Annotated in this window: 18 protein-coding genes and 1 pseudogene; 17 read left to right on the top strand and 2 right to left on the bottom strand. The window is 61.0% G+C overall.

Going from position 1 to position 17,094, the window contains the following annotated elements:
• Nucleotides 1–85: 85 nt before the first annotated feature.
• The 5 genes from ACVMB1_RS38675 (at nt 86) to ACVMB1_RS38695 (ending at nt 4,031) form a co-directional block, all read left to right on the top strand.
• Nucleotides 86–1,420: an MFS transporter gene (locus tag ACVMB1_RS38675; protein WP_076825165.1), complete on the top strand. Its 1,335-nt coding sequence runs from the start codon at nt 86–88 to the stop codon at nt 1,418–1,420.
• A gap of 94 nt (nt 1,421–1,514) precedes the next feature.
• On the top strand, nt 1,515–2,111 hold the full coding sequence (locus tag ACVMB1_RS38680; protein ID WP_076825163.1) for an adenylate kinase: 597 nt from the start codon (nt 1,515–1,517) through the stop codon (nt 2,109–2,111).
• Nucleotides 2,111–2,428: a hypothetical protein gene (locus tag ACVMB1_RS38685; protein ID WP_076825161.1), complete on the top strand. Its 318-nt coding sequence runs from the start codon at nt 2,111–2,113 to the stop codon at nt 2,426–2,428. Before ACVMB1_RS38680 ends, ACVMB1_RS38685 begins: the two co-directional genes overlap by 1 nt.
• Entirely contained in the window at nt 2,389–3,186 is a 798-nt protein-coding gene (locus ACVMB1_RS38690) for an SDR family NAD(P)-dependent oxidoreductase (protein WP_076825159.1), read from the top strand. The genes ACVMB1_RS38685 and ACVMB1_RS38690 overlap by 40 nt, the downstream gene beginning before the upstream one ends.
• Entirely contained in the window at nt 3,132–4,031 is a 900-nt protein-coding gene (locus tag ACVMB1_RS38695) for an esterase/lipase family protein (RefSeq protein ID WP_229189848.1), read from the top strand. The genes ACVMB1_RS38690 and ACVMB1_RS38695 overlap by 55 nt, the downstream gene beginning before the upstream one ends.
• A gap of 26 nt (nt 4,032–4,057) precedes the next feature.
• Here ACVMB1_RS38695 and ACVMB1_RS38700 read toward each other — a convergent pair whose 3' ends face one another.
• On the bottom strand, nt 4,058–5,032 hold the full coding sequence (locus ACVMB1_RS38700) for a LysR family transcriptional regulator (RefSeq protein WP_349629202.1): 975 nt from the start codon (nt 5,030–5,032) through the stop codon (nt 4,058–4,060).
• Nucleotides 5,033–5,532: 500 nt separating this feature from the next.
• Between ACVMB1_RS38700 and ACVMB1_RS38705 the strand changes: the two genes are divergently transcribed.
• The 10 genes and pseudogenes from ACVMB1_RS38705 to ACVMB1_RS38750 all read left to right on the top strand — a co-directional run bounded on the left by ACVMB1_RS38705 (nt 5,533) and on the right by ACVMB1_RS38750 (nt 15,468).
• Nucleotides 5,533–6,108, top strand: a complete 576-nt coding sequence (locus tag ACVMB1_RS38705; protein WP_141340222.1) for a GNAT family N-acetyltransferase — start codon at nt 5,533–5,535, stop codon at nt 6,106–6,108.
• 341 nt (nt 6,109–6,449) lie between these two features.
• The gene (locus tag ACVMB1_RS38710) at nt 6,450–6,659 is read left to right on the top strand and encodes a hypothetical protein (RefSeq protein WP_410469738.1); all 210 of its coding nucleotides are present in this window, start codon (nt 6,450–6,452) and stop codon (nt 6,657–6,659) included.
• Between the two features lie 276 nt (nt 6,660–6,935).
• Complete coding sequence (locus ACVMB1_RS38715) at nt 6,936–7,832, top strand: bestrophin family protein (protein ID WP_076825152.1); 897 nt, start codon at nt 6,936–6,938, stop codon at nt 7,830–7,832.
• Between the two features lie 744 nt (nt 7,833–8,576).
• Nucleotides 8,577–8,782 (top strand): annotated as a pseudogene (locus ACVMB1_RS38720) (CsbD family protein).
• A gap of 218 nt (nt 8,783–9,000) precedes the next feature.
• Nucleotides 9,001–9,210 (top strand): hypothetical protein, encoded by a 210-nt coding sequence (locus tag ACVMB1_RS38725; RefSeq protein WP_076825150.1) that lies wholly within the window; start codon nt 9,001–9,003, stop codon nt 9,208–9,210.
• 98 nt (nt 9,211–9,308) lie between these two features.
• Complete coding sequence (locus tag ACVMB1_RS38730; RefSeq protein WP_076825148.1) at nt 9,309–11,618, top strand: FdhF/YdeP family oxidoreductase; 2,310 nt, start codon at nt 9,309–9,311, stop codon at nt 11,616–11,618.
• Between the two features lie 15 nt (nt 11,619–11,633).
• Complete coding sequence (locus ACVMB1_RS38735) at nt 11,634–13,046, top strand: cytochrome ubiquinol oxidase subunit I (RefSeq protein ID WP_076825146.1); 1,413 nt, start codon at nt 11,634–11,636, stop codon at nt 13,044–13,046.
• A gap of 4 nt (nt 13,047–13,050) precedes the next feature.
• Complete coding sequence (gene cydB, locus ACVMB1_RS38740) at nt 13,051–14,055, top strand: cytochrome d ubiquinol oxidase subunit II (RefSeq protein WP_076825144.1); 1,005 nt, start codon at nt 13,051–13,053, stop codon at nt 14,053–14,055.
• Nucleotides 14,055–14,168: a DUF2474 family protein gene (locus tag ACVMB1_RS38745; protein ID WP_076825142.1), complete on the top strand. Its 114-nt coding sequence runs from the start codon at nt 14,055–14,057 to the stop codon at nt 14,166–14,168. The genes cydB and ACVMB1_RS38745 overlap by 1 nt, the downstream gene beginning before the upstream one ends.
• A 190-nt stretch (nt 14,169–14,358) precedes the next feature.
• Complete coding sequence (locus tag ACVMB1_RS38750; protein ID WP_200844596.1) at nt 14,359–15,468, top strand: mechanosensitive ion channel family protein; 1,110 nt, start codon at nt 14,359–14,361, stop codon at nt 15,466–15,468.
• A 43-nt stretch (nt 15,469–15,511) separates the two neighbouring features.
• On the opposite strand, the gene ACVMB1_RS38755 is transcribed toward ACVMB1_RS38750, so the two are convergent.
• A complete protein-coding gene (locus tag ACVMB1_RS38755; protein ID WP_194295313.1) occupies nt 15,512–15,769 on the bottom strand; it encodes a hypothetical protein in 258 nt (85 codons plus the stop codon).
• A gap of 7 nt (nt 15,770–15,776) precedes the next feature.
• Here ACVMB1_RS38755 and ACVMB1_RS38760 point away from each other — a divergent pair, with 7 nt between their 5' ends.
• Together ACVMB1_RS38760 and grpE are read left to right on the top strand one after the other, a co-directional pair.
• On the top strand, nt 15,777–16,304 hold the full coding sequence (locus ACVMB1_RS38760; RefSeq protein WP_083714899.1) for an HdeD family acid-resistance protein: 528 nt from the start codon (nt 15,777–15,779) through the stop codon (nt 16,302–16,304).
• A 188-nt stretch (nt 16,305–16,492) separates the two neighbouring features.
• Nucleotides 16,493–17,038 carry a nucleotide exchange factor GrpE gene (gene grpE / locus ACVMB1_RS38765; RefSeq protein ID WP_076825138.1) on the top strand — a complete coding sequence of 182 codons (546 nt, stop codon included), beginning with the start codon at nt 16,493–16,495 and terminating at the stop codon, nt 17,036–17,038.
• Nucleotides 17,039–17,094: the final 56 nt, after the last annotated feature.

Consider the following 17,094-nt stretch of genomic DNA (forward strand, 5'->3'; position numbering starts at 1 on the left):
CAACGCTTCACATCGCCGGAGCCGGGACGCCACCGCGGTCTCCCGCCCGGCGCCGGAATCAAAAGAACATTTGGAGGAAACTAGGATGCACCCACCCGCCGCAAAGGGATCGCTGTCGGTATTGGAAAGTCCGGCGCATAAATCCCTGTTCTCGAAGATCGATTGGCGCCTGATCCCGCTTCTGCTGATCGCCTACATGATCGCCTATCTCGATCGCATCAATATCGGCTACGCGCAGCTGCAGATGAAGCAGACATTACCGTTCGACGATGCGGTCTACGGTCTCGGCGCGGGCATCTTCTTCGTCGGATATTTTCTGTTCGAGGTGCCGAGCAACCTGCTGCTGGAGAGGATCGGCGCGCGCAAGACCCTGCTGCGCATCATGGTGCTGTGGGGACTCGCGGCATCCGCCATGATGTTCGTGTCGACGCCGTTCCAGTTCTATGTCGTCCGGTTCCTGCTCGGCGTGTTCGAGGCCGGCTTCTTTCCCGGCGTAATCCTGTACTTCACCTATTGGTATCCGTCGGCGCGGCGCGGGCAGGTGATCGCCACCTTCATGTCGGCGACAACGATCGTGTCCGTGATCGCCGGTCCCTTGTGCGGCTCGATCCTGAAGTATTTCGACGGTGCCGGCGGCCTTCATGGCTGGCAGTGGCTGTTCCTCGTCCAGGGTCTGCCGGCGCTGATACTCGGCATCCTGGTCTACGTCCTGCTCGAGGACAAGCCCGCGCAGGCCGCGTGGCTCTCGAAGGACGAGAAAGCCCTGCTCGAGGACACCTTCCAGCACGATGAGAAGGACATCGAGAGCGAACCCTCGGGAACGTTCGGGCAGATGCTCAGGGACCCCAAGGTCTATGTGTTGTCGTTCGTCTATCTGCTGCTGCTCGGCGCGACCTACACGATGGTGTTCTGGATGCCGACCCTGATCCAGAGCTGGGGCGTCAAGGATTTGTTCCTTGTCGGTGTTTATGCCGCGATCCCGAATGCCGCCGGCGTCATCGGCATGATCCTGATCGGCCGTCACTCCGACAAGTGGCACGAGCGCCGCTGGCACTATGCCGCCTGCGTCGCGATCGCCGCGTTCGGCCTGTTCGTCACGACGATGCTGCAGGGCAACCTCGTCGGATCGATCCTTGCGCTGTCCTTTGCGGTGATCGGCATTGCGTCGGCGACGCCGCTGTTCTTCGCGCTGACCAGCGAATACCTCTCCACCGGTGCCGCCGCCGGCGGGCTTGCACTGATCAGCAGCCTTGGAAACCTAGGCCCGGCCATCAGCCCCTCGATCAACGGCCTGATCGTGCGGAGTACCGGCGACAACATCTACAGCATGTACTTCGTGATGGCGCTCTACGTGCTGTCGGGATTGCTGTTGCTGCTGTCGATGCGGCCTGCGCCCAGTGCGCGCCTGGCGATGGCGTGAGGACGAAACGAGCGGCCCGGCCCGCACGGAGCCGGGTCGCTCGACGCTCCGCGGGAATGCTGCCGGTGATCGAGCGAATATTGGGACACATGCGATGAGGATCGTTCTGCTGGGGCCGCCTGGCGCGGGCAAGGGAACACAGGCGAAGCACCTGGTCGAGGAGTACGACATACCGCACCTTTCGACCGGCGACATGCTGCGTGCTGCGGTTGACGCGGACACCAGTATCGGACGGAAAGTCAAGGATACCATGGTGAGGGGTGGGCTCGTTCCCGATCAGCTCGTGATCGCCGCGGTGATCGAACGCATCTCGCAAGCCGATGCCAAGCATGGCTTTGTGCTCGACGGCTTCCCGCGAACGATGGCCCAGGCGGTCGGCCTCGACGATCTGCTCGATACCGAGGGTCTTGCGATCGACCATGTCGTCGAGCTCAAGGCCGACGAGACGGTGTTGCTGGACCGGATCGAGACGCGGGCCCGCGAGGCGAGAGCGCAAGGTGGCGCGGTGCGCGCCGACGACAATCACGAGACGCTCAAGCTGCGTATCGATGCCTATAACGAGCAGACCGCGCCGCTGGTCGACTACTATCGATCGCGAAACATCCTTCGAACCGTCGACGGACTGCAGCCGGTCGATGCGGTCGCCTTCGCCGTCGTCAAGGCGATCGGCCAAGATCGGTCGGTGATGTGATGCCGACGACGCAAAGTCGCGACCCTCGGCTGTCCGGCTATCCCGACCGGATCGAGGTGCTGGAGCCATTGCGCAAGTCGCTTGGCGAGGTGAAGGAGACGGCCGACCAGTTCGAGCAGGCCCAGCTGTTGTTGCGGGCGATCGAACGGTTCTCGCGCAGATATGCTGCCGACCGGAACTGCGGCGGTGCACCCGCCGAGCTGGCGCGGCGGCGGCTTGTCGCACGCGCCGTTCGTGGATTGCGCAGAACCGTTCTGGCAACGAAGGGAGGCGCCTCATGTCGGCGAGCGGAAATGAAGGTCAATGCGCGCTGGTGACCGGAGCATCGGGCGGCATTGGGCTCGAGCTCGCGCGCGTGCTCGCGGCCAATGGCCTCAGCCTCGTGCTGCTGGCGCGCAGCCGCGACAAGCTGCAGAAGCTCGCGCGCGAGCTCGAGGCAAGTTATGGCGCCAAGGTGACCATCGTGGCCGCCGATCTGAGCGAGCCGGCGGCGCCGCAGGCGGTGTTCGATTCGCTTGACGACGCCGGCGTGCGGGTCGACCTGCTGGTGAACAATGCCGGTCTCTTGCTCGAAGGACGCGTCGGCACAATCGGCCTCGACGATCAGTTGCGGCTGCTGCAGGTCAATGTCGTGGCCATGACGGCATTGACCCGTCTGTTCCTCGCGCCGATGCTCGAGCGCAACAGTGGACGGATCCTGAACGTTGCGTCGGTCGCGGCCTTCATGCCGGTGCCGAATCTTGCGGTCTATGCCGCGTCAAAGGCCTATGTGCTGTCGTTCGGCGAGGCGTTGTCGCAGGAGTTGAGCGGCAGCAAGATCACGCTGACGACATTGTGTCCCGGCGTGACGGACACCGGAATGGTCCAGGGCACCAATCTCGGCAACATGCCAAGCATGATGATCATGGATGCGAAGACCGTCGCACAGGAGGGCTACCGCGCCTGCATGGCAGGCAAGCCGGTGCATGTCGCAGGGCTTGCCAACGAGCTGGCGGTCCAATGGATCAAGTATCAGCCGAGTTGGCTGCTGCGGGCCATCGGCGGTGTGTTCGGAAAGGCCGCACCGCCGAACTGACGTTTCGTGCTCGCCGGCAATGCACGGCTGCACGGGCCATTCTTGACCATCAACAACGGACGCTACCCATGGGACGTGACGAGCAGACCGTCGAACCACCCTCGCTCGCGCTGCTTGCCGCGGAAGGGCGCGGCTTTCTCGACATCCCGGCGCTGATTGCCGTGGCGGCGCCGCTTCTGGCGACCGCGCCGCGGGGGCAACGCCATCCGGTGATGGTTCTGCCCGGGTTGGGCGCCGATGACCGGTCGACCTTGGCCATCCGCTCGTTCCTCGAGTTCCTCGGCTATCAGGTTCATGGATGGGGCCGCGGCCGCAATGTGCGCGCGCCGGATGCTGACCTCGCCGCCGTGGTGGCGCGAGTCCTCGAACTCGAAAAGCAGGGCGGCTCGAAGGTCAGCCTGGTCGGCTGGAGCCGTGGCGGCATCATTGCGCGCGAGGTTGCCCGGCAAATCCCGGCGGCGGTGCGGATGGTCATCACGCTCGGCAGTCCTTTCGCGGCGCCGGGGGCGAGCAATGTTCGCGCGATCTGGCGGCTTCTGACCGGCCAGAAATACCAGCCGCCGACGGCCGAACGGATCAGCCGCCTCGCGCAACCGATTCCCGTGCCGTCAACATCGATCTATACCCGCACCGATGGCGTGGTGGCGTGGCGCGCCTGCCTGGAGCAGGAGGGCGGAGAGCGCGAGAACGTCGAAGTGAACACGACGCATTTGGGGCTTGGCTTTCACGCGCCGGCGCTGTGGGTGATTGCCGATCGCCTCGCCCAGCCGGCGGGAACCTGGAAGCCGTTTCGTGCGCCTCCGCAGGTCGGAATCTGGTTTCCGACAGCGACGCGCCGCGATTGAGATCGAAAGGGCGCAGCTGCCTGAGGCTACCGCGCAGCGCTTCCCGGTGACCGCATCTCGGCGACCATCATCCGCAGCAGCTGCATTGCGGCGGGCGGCAGCGTGCGTCCCTGACGGGAGACCACGTGGGTGCGGCCACGATGCAGCAGCGCGTTCTTCATCGGGAGCGCCACCACCTTGGCGGCATCAGCCTCCGTCATCGCAAGGCGCGACGCCAGCGCATAACCAAGTCCGGCGGTCACGTAATGGGCGAGCGCATCGAACGAGGCGGTCGTGAACGCGAAATTGAGGCGAACGCCTTCGCTGATCTCGGCGGCCTGGACATGCTGGCGCAGGCCGAAATTCGGATGCATCGCGGCGCCTGGGTAAGGCGCGAGGTCGGCGAGCCTGAGCGGCCGGCCCAGCTGGGTCAGCGGGTGCCCGCGCGGTACGATAGCCTTGATCGGGTGCGGCTGCGAATGATGCGAGCGCAGCCGATCGTCGCGAGGCGGATTGAACAGGACGCCGATATGCGCGCGTTCTCCCACGACTTGCTGGACGATCTCGTCGGTACTGCCGATGTCGAGGCTGATCGTGATCTTCGGGTGGCTTTGCATGAAGCGGCACAGGCTGCTCTTGGCCAGCCAGTCGACATAACCTTCGCCCGTCACGAGATCGATATGACCCGACTCAACTTTGCGAATGCTGTCTATCTGCGCCAGCAGCGCCTGTCGTTCGCCCTGCTGGCGCTGCAGGTAGGCGGCCAGCAGTTGGCCGGCGTCGGTCGGCGCGACGCCGCGGCCCCGTCGTTCGAGCAGGCGCGCGCCACATTCCTTCTCGAGCAGGCCTAGCGCCCGGCTGACCGCAGAGGCGTCCATGCCGAGCGCGCCGGCGGCGCCGCGCACGGAGCCGCTATTGAGCACTTCCATGAAATAGTGCAGTCGGCGCGGCTCCAGCTTCGCATTCATCGGCATGTCCTGATCGTTGCAAGTCGCGCAACGAATATTCAATGGCATGGCCATTTATGCAAGTACGTGAATGTGGGCGCGCGACAACGGATCAGCGTCGGAAATCGTATTCGCGATCCGGGATTGGCCGGCTCGCTCGCGCCCGCAGGTTTCGGCGAACTTCAAGGCGATCCTGCCGTGGCGGACCGTTGAGCCTTGGCGGTTTGGCATGGCGTCGAGACAGGATCGTCTGGATTTTTTCCCAGACGCTTCCAGCCTTCGGAACAGCGAAAACTCGAAGATTCGAACGTGTCGCCTGAAGTCCTGCCAAGCTTTCCGACGTGACCGGCGGCGGCCCCTCCCTCGTCGAACCAGGATCGTCTCTTCAAGTCCGTTGCATAAGCAATGTGTCGCTTGGCGCAGTATCTGTCCGGACTTCGTCCGCAGATCAGCCGCTTGCTCCAATCTGGCGGAACATCTCATGTCGCGCAATCGTGCCTTGACTCACTGAGTGCGGCGAGCAGGGTGCTCCACGCAAAGGTGATAGAAAAGTTGTCCATAACAACACAGACAGATTGTCCGTTGTCGTTCGATGCTCCTTCTGGATCGCCGGCATTGTTGCACACCGGAAATGGTCCATCTATTGCTCGGAACGCTTTCGATCGCTTCACGAAGTTGATTGTTTTGCGATGACAGATATTCGAATACTCACCGCAGAGCCAGGAGCGATCGAAGTGGCTATCTGCGCGCGTTGGCGCGTCAATTCATTTTCAATGCTTCGTACTTCCTTCGAGGAAGAGCTAGGATCATTGCAACAATTTGCTGCCGATCGGAGCCTTGGCGTGCTGCTCGTCGCGAAAGCAGATGGTGCGCCGATAGGCGCCTGCCTTTTGGTTGAGTCCGAGTTCGAGCCGAATCACGATGTCGCACCATGGCTCACAGGTCTGTTCGTTGTCCCCGAACATCGCAATGAAGGAGTGGGCACCATCTTGGTGCGGGCGATTGAGGATCAAGCGCGGCAGCGCGGATTTTCGCGGCTAAACCTCTATACGTCAGAGGCAACCGGCTTCTATGCGCGGCTCGGATGGTCGACCGCCGATCGCACCAATTGGAGGGGCGTCGATGCAACTCTCATGGTTCGAGATCTATGAAGCGACCTCACGGGCTTTGGGTTCGGCAGTCGCGCCACCCTCCTCGAGGCATCGACAATCCGCCGACGGTAGGTGCCTCGGAGAGGCCCCTGGTCCCAACTTGTCCGCCGCAAGGGACAAAATGTCTGCCTTAAAGGCGGCCATCGCGCTCTAATTCATTGAATTTGCGTCGTCTTGGGATTTGGCGTGCTCTTTGCTCTGGGAGTGATCGGGTCAATGATCGTATGGCCGCTCGGTCCGGGTTGATCCGGGCGCGACCATCGTTTGAGGACTGTCAAATGGCGCTCGCGCGAGATCCCGATGGTCAGTATGAGGTTCACCGTCATGGAATCTTTTTCGTGATGTACAAGGATAATTCCGAGGTCACGTGCATGATCGCGCGCAGAGCTCTCAACGTGATGCGCGTTCGGTTTCATCCCATTCCAAGCGCGGAGGAATTCTTCCTTATGCGTCGAGCGCGAATCGAACGCGCCGCCAGCGACAAGTTTGAAAACCGTCAGTCCAGCGCCACCCGCGTGGTTTCGCTCGATCGGTTCGACGTGGATTTCTGAGCCAAACTCAGCTTTATAAATGATGCTACAACTCGACAAAGCGGCCGCGTTCCCTGCTCCGTCACAGGGAAGTCCTCCCGGATACAAAGCATCGATGTCCACAGCGATCAGGTCCGGTTGTTGGACACTCGGCGTGCTCTCGGGCATTTCCCGAGCCAATCCAATTGTTCGATGGTCAAAGTATCTGCTCCGGCCTGCCCGAGGCAGCGAAACTCGGACTAGCGCAGCTTTGCAGTCCGGGCATGAGAAGCAGCCCCGGATGTCGGGGAGGCTGCAATGATCGTGCGCTCCAAGCCCGGCTTCTGGGACGTTGCGTTTGCCGTCAATGGATCGATCTTGCCGCGGATCGCGCCGCATCTGGTCGCGATTGCTCTGATCAGTGTGTTGGCGATTTTTGCTGCCATGGAGCATCCGGGCATCTTCGCGCGCATCAGTGCGGTTCCGTTCACGCTGATCGGCATAGCGCTGTCGGTCTTCATGAGCTTCCGAAACAGCACATGTTACGCCCGCTGGTGGGAGGGACGCGAACTCTGGGGCAAGCTGATCATCGCCAGCCGCTCGTTCGCGCGTCAGATCTCCACCCTCGAAGACGACGACCGGCGCGTCCTGCTCCGCGGCCTGTGCGGCTTTTGCTGCGGGCTAACGGCACGCCTTCGGGGTGAAGACGAAGTGGCGGCAATCAAACCGTGGAGTGAGATCGACGCTGCTTCAGGCGGTCCCAACCCCACCAATGCCGTGCTCAACCAGATCGGGCTGCATTGTTTGATGCTGATGAAGCGGGATCGGATCGAGCCGATCCACTACGCCGTTCTGGAAAGGCAACTCACCGCGCTTTCCGACGTCCAGGGCGGTTGCGAGCGCATCGCGTCCACCCCGGTGCCATTCGCCTATTCGCTGCTGCTGCATCGGACCGCGCTGATCTTCTGCGTGACGTTGCCGTTCGCGCTTGCCGGATCGCTCGATTGGTGGACGCTGCTGCCCGTCCTGCTCGTCGCCTACACCTTCTTCGGTCTCGACGCGCTTGGCCATCAGCTTGAGGCGCCCTTCGGGTTGGAGCCGAATGCGCTCCCGCTTGACGCAATGAGACGAGCCCTCGAGCGCGAGCTGCTCGCTCTGCTCGGTGAGCGCGATCTGCCCGCTCCCATGGAGCCTGTTCAGAATGTGCTGATGTAATGCTAAACAAGTGGCATAGCGCATGCTGACGGCGCGGTGGCGTCAGGGCTAGTCGCGCAGACGGACGCGACATGCCTCGCGTGGAGGGCGCGACCCCGGCCTGGGGTAGTCTAAGGGTGGCCGGGGCCGCGCTTACTCCGCGCTGGCGTACCGAATGTCATTCAATGCTCAACGGCACGGAAGGTGCCGAAAGTAACGCTCCCGCCGGAAAGGGCGAAGTGCGCTCTAATCGCTCCAACGATTCAGTGTGGGGTGGCGGCGGGTCGCCAGGAAAGATCATTGGACCAGACGTAGATGGCTATGGCTGCCAGACATAAGGCGATACCGATCCAGAAAATGGGAGAATGATGGATTGGTCGCCGATCTCTCAAGGCGCGCTTCATCTCGATCCCTCATTGGCGCGAACAATCAACGAGTTTCAACTCACGTGAGGTTAAACGAAAGCGGCGTTGAAGTCATTTGTCATCACGTGGCTCACGTCGTTCATTGCGTCAGGCAAATGTCTGTCGGCGCTGAACCCATCCCACGCCCAATAGTAACGCGTTCAGGCTGGTTGGCATCGGCGCCGCGCCGGCGCGGCAGTTCTCGGTGGACAACTTGGCCAAATCTGTCGTGACAAATTGTCCATTGCCGGTAGCCAAGACCGCCTAACTCATTGATATGACGATGCGCTCAGACTGGCACGCCTGTTGCTAACCTTTCCTCGATGCACGTTTCACGGTTGGGCAAAAGAAGGAGATGAAAATGAACTGGGATCGCATCGAAGGAAACTGGAAGGCTGCAAAGGGTGCGCTCAAGGCAACATGGGGAAGCTGACCGACAACGACATTGATGTCATCAACGGTGACAGAGAGCGGTTGGAGGGCAAGCTGCAAGATCTCTACGGCATTGACAAAAACCAGGTCCGCAAAGAGGTCGACAAGTGGGCCAAGGAAGCAAATTGGGATTGATCCCGATTGATTGACCCCGGCGGATCCACGGCTGCTGCGAAGCAGTATCGATGCCCGATTGTTCGTAGAGCTCGCGCGCAATTGGACGCCGAACGCCATCACAACAGGTCGCTGCGCAGCGCTGATCGGCGGAGTGCGGCTTCAAGACTCTCTTGGACTGCGGAGATCTGCGCCTCGACGAGTGTGCCAAGCTACGACAGGATACATGAGGAGATACAATGTCGAAGGACCACGACAAGGCGTCGCACGGATCGCAGGACGCGCGACGTCACAAGATCGATCATCAAACGCGAAACGAGTGGCTTCACAGAGACGCGGGCCTTCAGGATGCGTGGCGTGCTTCCGGCATGACGCGCGACGACTTCATCCGGCACAACGAAGGTCTGATCGACAAGGTGATCGTCGCCAACCTCGATGAGGATCGATAAAGCGAGCCGGAAACGCGGCCCAGCGTGCTGCGGGTGATCTTATTCAGGTCACTCAGCTGAAGACCCTACTGAAGATCTGGCAATTGCGGAGTTGATTTATGTTGGACGGTAAGCCGCGCTTCAAGACGTATCATCATCCCGCCGGCGGTTGGGGTGCCGCCGCAGCGACTGCAAAGATTCTTCTCGAGCAGAGTGTGGTGACGAAGGGATCGCGCGCGCTTCTGTCGATGAACCAACCCGGCGGATTCAAGTGCTCGAGTTGCGCGTTTCCCGACGCGGAATGCAAGAAAACGCTCGATTTCTGCGAGAACGGCGCCAAGGCGTTGGCGTTTGAGGCAACGAAGTTTCGGGTCACACGAGAGTTCTTTGAACGGCACACCGTGTCCGAACTCATGGAGCGGCCGGACTACTGGCTCGAGATGCAAGGACGTTTGACGGAGCCGATGCGCTATGATTCATCGTCGGATCGCTACGTGCCTTGCAGCTGGGACGACGCGTTCGCCCTGATCGGCAAGCATTTGCGGGCTCTTGAAAGTCCGCACCAGGCCGAATTCTATACATCCGGCCGCACACCCAACGAAGCGGCGTTTCTCTACTCGATATTTGTCCGGGAGTTCGGAACCAACAATTTCCCCGACTGCTCGAACATGTGCCACGAGCCGACCAGCCGGGGCTTGCCGCCCTCGATCGGTGTCGGGAAGGGCACCGTTATCCTCGATGATTTCGAGCACGCCGAAGCGATTTTCGTCATCGGGCAGAACACCGGAACGAATTCGCCGCGGATGATGAGCAATCTGGTCGAAGCGAGCAAGCGCGGGGTTCCGATCGTGGCCGTCAATCCGATGCCCGAACGTGCGTTGGTGCGCTTCGCCGATCCGCAGGATGTCATTCAGATGGCAACGTTCGGTTCGACCAAGATTGCCAGCGAGTTCGTTCATGTCCGCATCGGCGGTGACCTCGCCTTCCTCAAGGGGGTCATGAAGGTCATTTTCGAACGCGAGGAATCCGGCGAGAAGATCGTCGACTGGAAGTTTATCCGCGAGCATACCGTCGGCCTCGATGCGGTCCGGGACGACGCGATGGCGGAGACATGGCCGGAATTGGAGAGGGCCTCCGGGCTTGAGGAATCGCAGATTCGGCGATGCGCCGAAATCTACATTCGCTCGCGCGCGACGATCATCTGCTACGGGATGGGGATCACGCAGCATCAGGAGGGGTCGCGGCTGGTGCAGCAGCTGGTCAATCTGCTCCTGCTCAAGGGCAATTTCGGCAAGCCGGGCGCCGGAATATCGCCCATTCGCGGTCATTCCAATGTGCAGGGAGATCGCACCGTCGGCATCGATGAACAGCCGAGCCAGGACTATCTCGATCGTGTTCGCGATGTCTTTGGGTTCGAGCCGCCCCGCGAACATGGTCATCACACGATCGAGTCCGTCGCGGCGATGCAGGCGGGCACGGCGAAGGTATTCATCGGCCTCGGCGGCAATTTCGTTCGTGCCGTGCCCGATACCGAACGGTCGTACGCGGCGATGCGAAAGCTCGCGCTGACGGTCGCCATTACCACCAAGCTGAATCGCGGACATTTGGTTCATGGTCGTGACGCCTTGATGCTGCCCGTTATCGCGCGCTCGGAGATCATCCGGACGGCAGCCGGTGAGCAGTTCGTGACAATCGAGGACTCGATGTCGAACGTCACCGCGTCTCGCGGCGTGTTGCAACCGGCGAGCCCGCATCTCCTGCCCGAGGTGGAAATCGTCTGCCGGATCGCGCAAGCGACGTTGCCGAACAGCAAGGTCGACTGGAGAAGCTACAGCGAGGATTACTGCTTGATCCGCGACAAGATCGCGGAGGTCTATCCGGCGATCTACAGCGACTTCTCCGAGCGGATCGAAAGCCCGAGAGGCTTTCACCTCGACGTGCCGCCGCGCGAACTGGTCTGGCCGACGCCGAACGGCAAGGCGAACTTTCTGCTTCTGCCGGGTCTGGAAGTGAACGCATCCGTTTCAGATCCCGACATGCTGCGACTGGCAACCATTCGCTCGCACGATCAATTCAACACGACGATCTACAGCAACAACGACCGCTATCGCGGTGTCTACAATGACCGAATGGTTCTGTTCATGAACGCCGAGGACCGCGCGGCGCGAGGGCTCGAGGACGGCTCGGGCATTGCGCTCGAGACGATCAGCGATGATGGCATACAGCGGCGCGTGAGCGGACTGAGGGTGTTGGACTATCCGATGCCGCGCGGATCGGTTGCGGGATATTACCCCGAGCTCAATCCGCTGCTGCCTCTCGACTACTACGACAAGATCAGCGGGACGCCGGCAGCCAAGTCCATTCCGGTGCGAGTTGTTGCCGCTTGTCGGCCGGATGCCGGAGACGAAGTGCCGGGACGCATATCCTGAGGCAAGGAGGGGACATTGCTGGACAATCTCGATGCGGTGATTCTGGCACGTGCCCAGTTTGCGTTCACCGTCTCGTTCCATTTCATATTTCCATCTTTCTCGATCGGGCTTGCGAGTTATCTGATGGTGCTCGAGGCGTTGTGGCTCAAGACGGGGCAAGGCGTTTATGCCAACCTGTTCCGCTACTGGCTGAAGATCTTCGCCGTTGTGTTCGGCATGGGCGTCGTCTCGGGGGTGGTGCTCTCATATCAATTCGGTACGAATTGGTCGGTATTCTCCACGCGAGCCGGGCCGATCATCGGGCCGCTGATGGCGTATGAGGTGATGACGGCCTTCTTTCTGGAGGCCGGCTTCCTCGGCGTCATGCTGTTCGGCATGAGCAAGGTCGGGAAAGGCCTTCATTTCTTCGCAACGTGCATGGTCGCGCTTGGCACACTGATCTCGGCAACCTGGATCATCGCCGTGAACAGCTGGATGCAGACGCCGGCGGGTTTCGCGATCAATGCGAAGGACCAGTTTGTGCCCGCCGGATCGTGGATGCCGATCATCTTCACCGCCAGTTTTCCGTATCGCCTCGTTCACACCGTGATCGCGGCCTATCTGACGACGGCGTTCGTGGTTGGCGGTGTGGGCGCCTGGCATCTGCTGCGAGACCGCAGCAATGCCGGCGCACGCAAGATGTTTTCGATGGCGATGTGGATGGCCGCGATCGTGACTCCGATCCAAATTCTCGCGGGTGATGCCCATGGCCTCAACACGCTGGAACACCAGCCCGCCAAGGTTCTCGCCATGGAAGGGCACTACGAACCCAGCCCCGATGGCGCGTCGCTTATCCTCTTCGGCTTCCCCAGCAACGAGACAGCGCAGGTCCATCATAAGCTCGAAGTGCCTCGCCTGGGGTCACTGATCCTCAAACACGATCCGGATGCACCTTTACCGGGACTCAGCGACTTTCCGCGGGATCAATGGCCGCCGGTACCGATTGTGTTCTGGTCGTTCCGGATCATGGTCGGCCTTGGATTTGCGATGCTCGCTGTCGGTATCTGGAGCCTGCTCGCGCGCTTCCGGGGAATGCTCTACGACTGGGCCTGGTTGCATCGCGCGTGCGTCGTCCTCGGACCGGCCGGCCTTGTCGCTGTGATCGCTGGATGGGTGACGACGGAGGTCGGTCGGCAACCTTTCACGGTCTATGGACTGTTACGAACGGCGGAATCACATTCGCCGCTGGCTGCGCCGGCTGTGGCGGCCTCGCTTGTCGCTTTCGTGCTGGTGTACTTCGCCGCGTTCGGCGCCGGCACCTATTATCTCCTGCGACTGATGGCGAAGCCGCCCGCGCCGGGCGAGAAGGAGCCGCCCAAGGTGCCGCAGCGCGCCGCAGGCATTACGCCGGCGGGCAGTGTCGGCGTGCCTCTGACTGCGGCGGAGTGAGGCCATGTCCAGCATCGACCTTACGACCTTCTGGGCTGCGATCATCGGATTTGCGGTGATGGCCTACGTCGTCATGGACGGGTTCGACCTTGGCATCGGAATTCTGTTCCCGAGCTTTGCGGTCGGCGACGAGCGCGACCAGGCCATGAATTCGATCGCGCCGGTCTGGGATGGCAACGAGACGTGGCTGGTGATGGGCGGCGGCGGTCTGCTGGCGGCGTTTCCGCTCGCCTATGCGATCATCCTTCCAGCCACCTATCCGTTGATGATCGCCATGCTGCTTGGGCTCGTCTTCCGCGGCGTCGCCTTTGAGTTCCGCTGGCGCGATCCAGGGCATCGGCCATTATGGGACATTGCGTTCTGGTTGGGCTCCCTGGTGGCCGCCTTTGCGCAAGGTGTTACTCTCGGGGCAATTCTGCAGGGTATCCACGTTGTCAATGATGCCTATGCCGGCGGCTGGCTCGACTGGCTAAGCCAATTCAGCATCCTGACCGGCGTCGCGGTTGTGATCGGCTATGCGCTGCTCGGCGCAACGTGGCTGATCTGGAAGACGGAGGGGACGAGCCAACGTCACGCGCGCCGTGCCGCCTTCTGGCTCGGCGCCGGCACGCTTTTGGCGCTGGGGGCCGTCAGCGCGGTGACGCCGTTTCTCGATTATGACTACTGGCGGCGGTGGTTCGCAATGCCCGGCGTCTTGTTGACGGCCCAGGTGCCGCTGTTGGTGCTGATCTCCGCGGTAACCTTCTTCTGGAGTCTGAAGCGAGAGTTCGAGCGGTTGCCGTTCCTCATGGCGCTGGCACTTTTCCTGCTGAGCTTCATCGGGCTCGGAATCAGCATCTATCCTTACGCCGTTCCACGCGCGATTACGATCTGGGATGCCGCGGCACCGGTCGAAAGCCAGTTGTTCATGCTGGTGGGCGCCTGCGTGATTATTCCGCTCATCCTCGCATACACAGGCTGGGCGTACTGGGTGTTTCGCGGCAAGGCCGGCACCGCAGGGTATCACTGATGCAGGCCCGGCTTCCGCTATGGCAACGGCTCGCGTGGATGGCCGCGATCTGGATCGCAAGCGTTGTGGCGGTCGGCCTCGTCTCGGGCGTGATCAGACAGTGGTTACGTTAAATCAGTTCCGGTCAGCCGGGTCATTTGACCGCCTCGTTTGTCGCGGAGCCGCAGGTTCCGTCGGAAAGCACCGCAGTCTCTGGCACGTTCCTGCATGACACATGCTCCGAATAGCGAACTGACCGCGCTCTGGACAATCGTGCTTTCGTTCTGGCAGCGAAGCGTCTTGGACCTAACCGTCGGACACTTCATGGTTTCGATCGTCATTCTCGCGATCGCAGTGCTGATCCGGCGGCTTTTCAGCCGCTTTATCGTCTCCCGTATCCACTCCTGGTCGTCGAGCAAGGTCGGCCTCAACCGCACGATCGTCGAGGCACTTGCTCCGCCGATTCAGTTTATTCCGATCGTCCTGGCCGTATTTATTATCGGCGAATGCGTGCTGACCAATCAGAGGCTCAAGGAGGGGCTCCTCCAGATTGATCGTTCGTTGACCGCATTCACAATCTTCTGGGCACTGTTCGAGGTGATCGGGCCCCTATGCGCGGTTCTGGATGGCCGGACGCCGATCTTCAGTCAGGCCATGATCGGCTGGACGGTCAGGGTCGGACGCGCCATCATCGTGGCGCTCGGTGCGACCGCCGTCCTGGAGGTCTGGGGCATTCACGTCGGGCCCGTACTGGCGAGCTTCGGCCTCGTCGGCGTCGCGGTGGCGCTGGGCGCCCAGAATCTGTTCAAGAATCTGATCTCCGGAATCTTCATCATTGGCGAGCAGCGCTTTCGGAACGGCGATTGGATCCTCGCCGAGGGCATCGTCGAGGGAACGGTGGAAACCATTGGTCTGCGGACAACGAAAGTCCGCCGGTTCGATCAAGCACCCGTATTCGTTCCGAATTCGTATTTGGCGGACAATGCCGTCACCAACTTCTCGCAGATGAGGTTTCGCCGCATTTCCTGGATCATCGGCCTCGATTACAGCACGACGATCGGCCAGCTCCGCGATGTCCGTGATGCAATCGAGGAGTACATCCTCGGCAGTCAAGATTTCGTTCATCCTCCTGAAGCCGTCGCGTTCGTACGTGTCGACAAGTTCAATGAATCGTCGATCGATGTCATGGTCTATTGCTTCACCCGCACCACGGTCTGGGGTGACTGGCTGAAGATCAAGGAGGAGCTGGCGTATGCCATCAAGGCGATCGTGAAAAAGGCGGGATCTGATTTCGCCTTTCCAAGTCAGTCGCTCTACGTGGAGGCCGTCCCGACAGGGATCGAGCTTTTTCCTCACAATACGGCGCCGAGCAGTGATCCGACGAACGGGACGGGGGTGGTGGGCAAGGCCGTTCCGAAAGGCGGCGTGGCATGAATCCCAGCAACATTCTTGCTTCGTGGACGCTCGTGCCGGCGAATTAGCCTTTCGGCGCTTCGGTCATTTTGTCCCAACGATTCCGGACAAAATGACCTTTCAGCGACATCGATTGCCATAACTGATTGAAATCACGTCGATTGCGGTCTGGCACGTCGATTGCGTTGTCGTCAGTTGCGAGAATGTCGTCGTCTGCATCGCGGGGCACGGCCCATGTGCAGCGAGTCACCAACAACTCAATCTCTGGGCAATTCATCATGGCGCAAACAATTGGAATGCCGGAACCGAGGCGGGCGTTCACGGGATTGATGACCGAAGCGCGAGGGAAGTGGGGTTGGTTCGTCGCCCTGGGCATTCTCTTTATTGTGCTGGGCTTCGGAGCTCTCAGCAATCTGCTGTTGGCGACCATCGCAACGATCTTCTACATCGGCGTCTTGATGATCATCGCGGGCGCCTTTCAGATCGTCCATGCGTTTAGGGTCAAAAACTGGCGCGGGTTCTTTCTTTGGGGTCTGGGAGGCTTTTTCTATGCTGCGGCCGGTACGACAATCGTTCTGGATCCAGCAATCGCTTCACTTGTTTTGACTCTCATATTGGCCGTTTGCACGATCGCGTCCGGCGTCATGCGCCTGTTGCTCAGCTTTAGAGCAAAGGGAGATCGCGGCTGGGGCTGGCTATTTGCCTCTGGACTGCTCACCGCGATCGCAGGATTGGCGTTTCTGTTAGGTTGGCCACTCAACAGTCTCTGGCTGCTTGGCCTGTTGTTGTCGATCGACCTGGTTTTCCAGGGCTGCACGCTGCTTGGTCTGGGCCTGCAGCTCCGCGGTACGCGGTAGACGGCCGGCTCGGGCGAGCGAAGAACGCCGCTTGTCCGGCCGACCTTCAAACGTCATATCAACGGCGAGATAAGAGAGCTGCCATGACTAATAACGGCCCGCCCAACGATCCTCATCACAGCAGACAGATTCACTCACACCGCCCTCAAGGAGGGACTCATCAGGCGGAGCAAGGTGTAGAGAAGGTGATGCCTGAGGGCTCTGCAAGGGAAACAACCTCCGGATCGCCAGATGCTGCGGACACGCCGCCAAGCGCCGCAGAAGACGTGCATGAGGCCATTGCGCGACTCGTGGCGGAGAATGTCGATCTCAAAGACCGGCTGCTTCGGGCGCTCGCGGATGCCGAAAATGTACGCCGGCGCTCCGAGCGTGAGTTGAACGACATGCGGCAATACGCCGTAACCAAGTTCGCGGGCGATATGGTCAATGTCGCGGACAATCTGGAACGTGCGATGTCCAGTCTTCCTGCGGAGCTGCGCGACAATGCCGGCCCCTTCAAGACGTTTGTCGAGGGGGTGGAGCTTACCGAAAAGGAGCTGTTGCGATCGCTGGAAGCGCACGGCGTCAAGAGGCTCGATCCGGCCGGAAGCCGGTTTGATCCTCACTTTCACGAGGCCATGTTCCAGGTCAAAGATCCGTCAGTGCCAAGCGGCACCGTCACGACGGTCGTGCAGGCCGGTTACGCGATCGGATCGCGTTCGTTGAGGTCCGCGAAAGTCGGCGTCGCGAGCTGAAATGCCCGCTCGCCTCCGGGCGTGCCGCGCGATGGCCTCGATGGCTTTAGCAGTGT

This window comes from Bradyrhizobium sp. USDA 4504 (assembly GCF_054063995.1).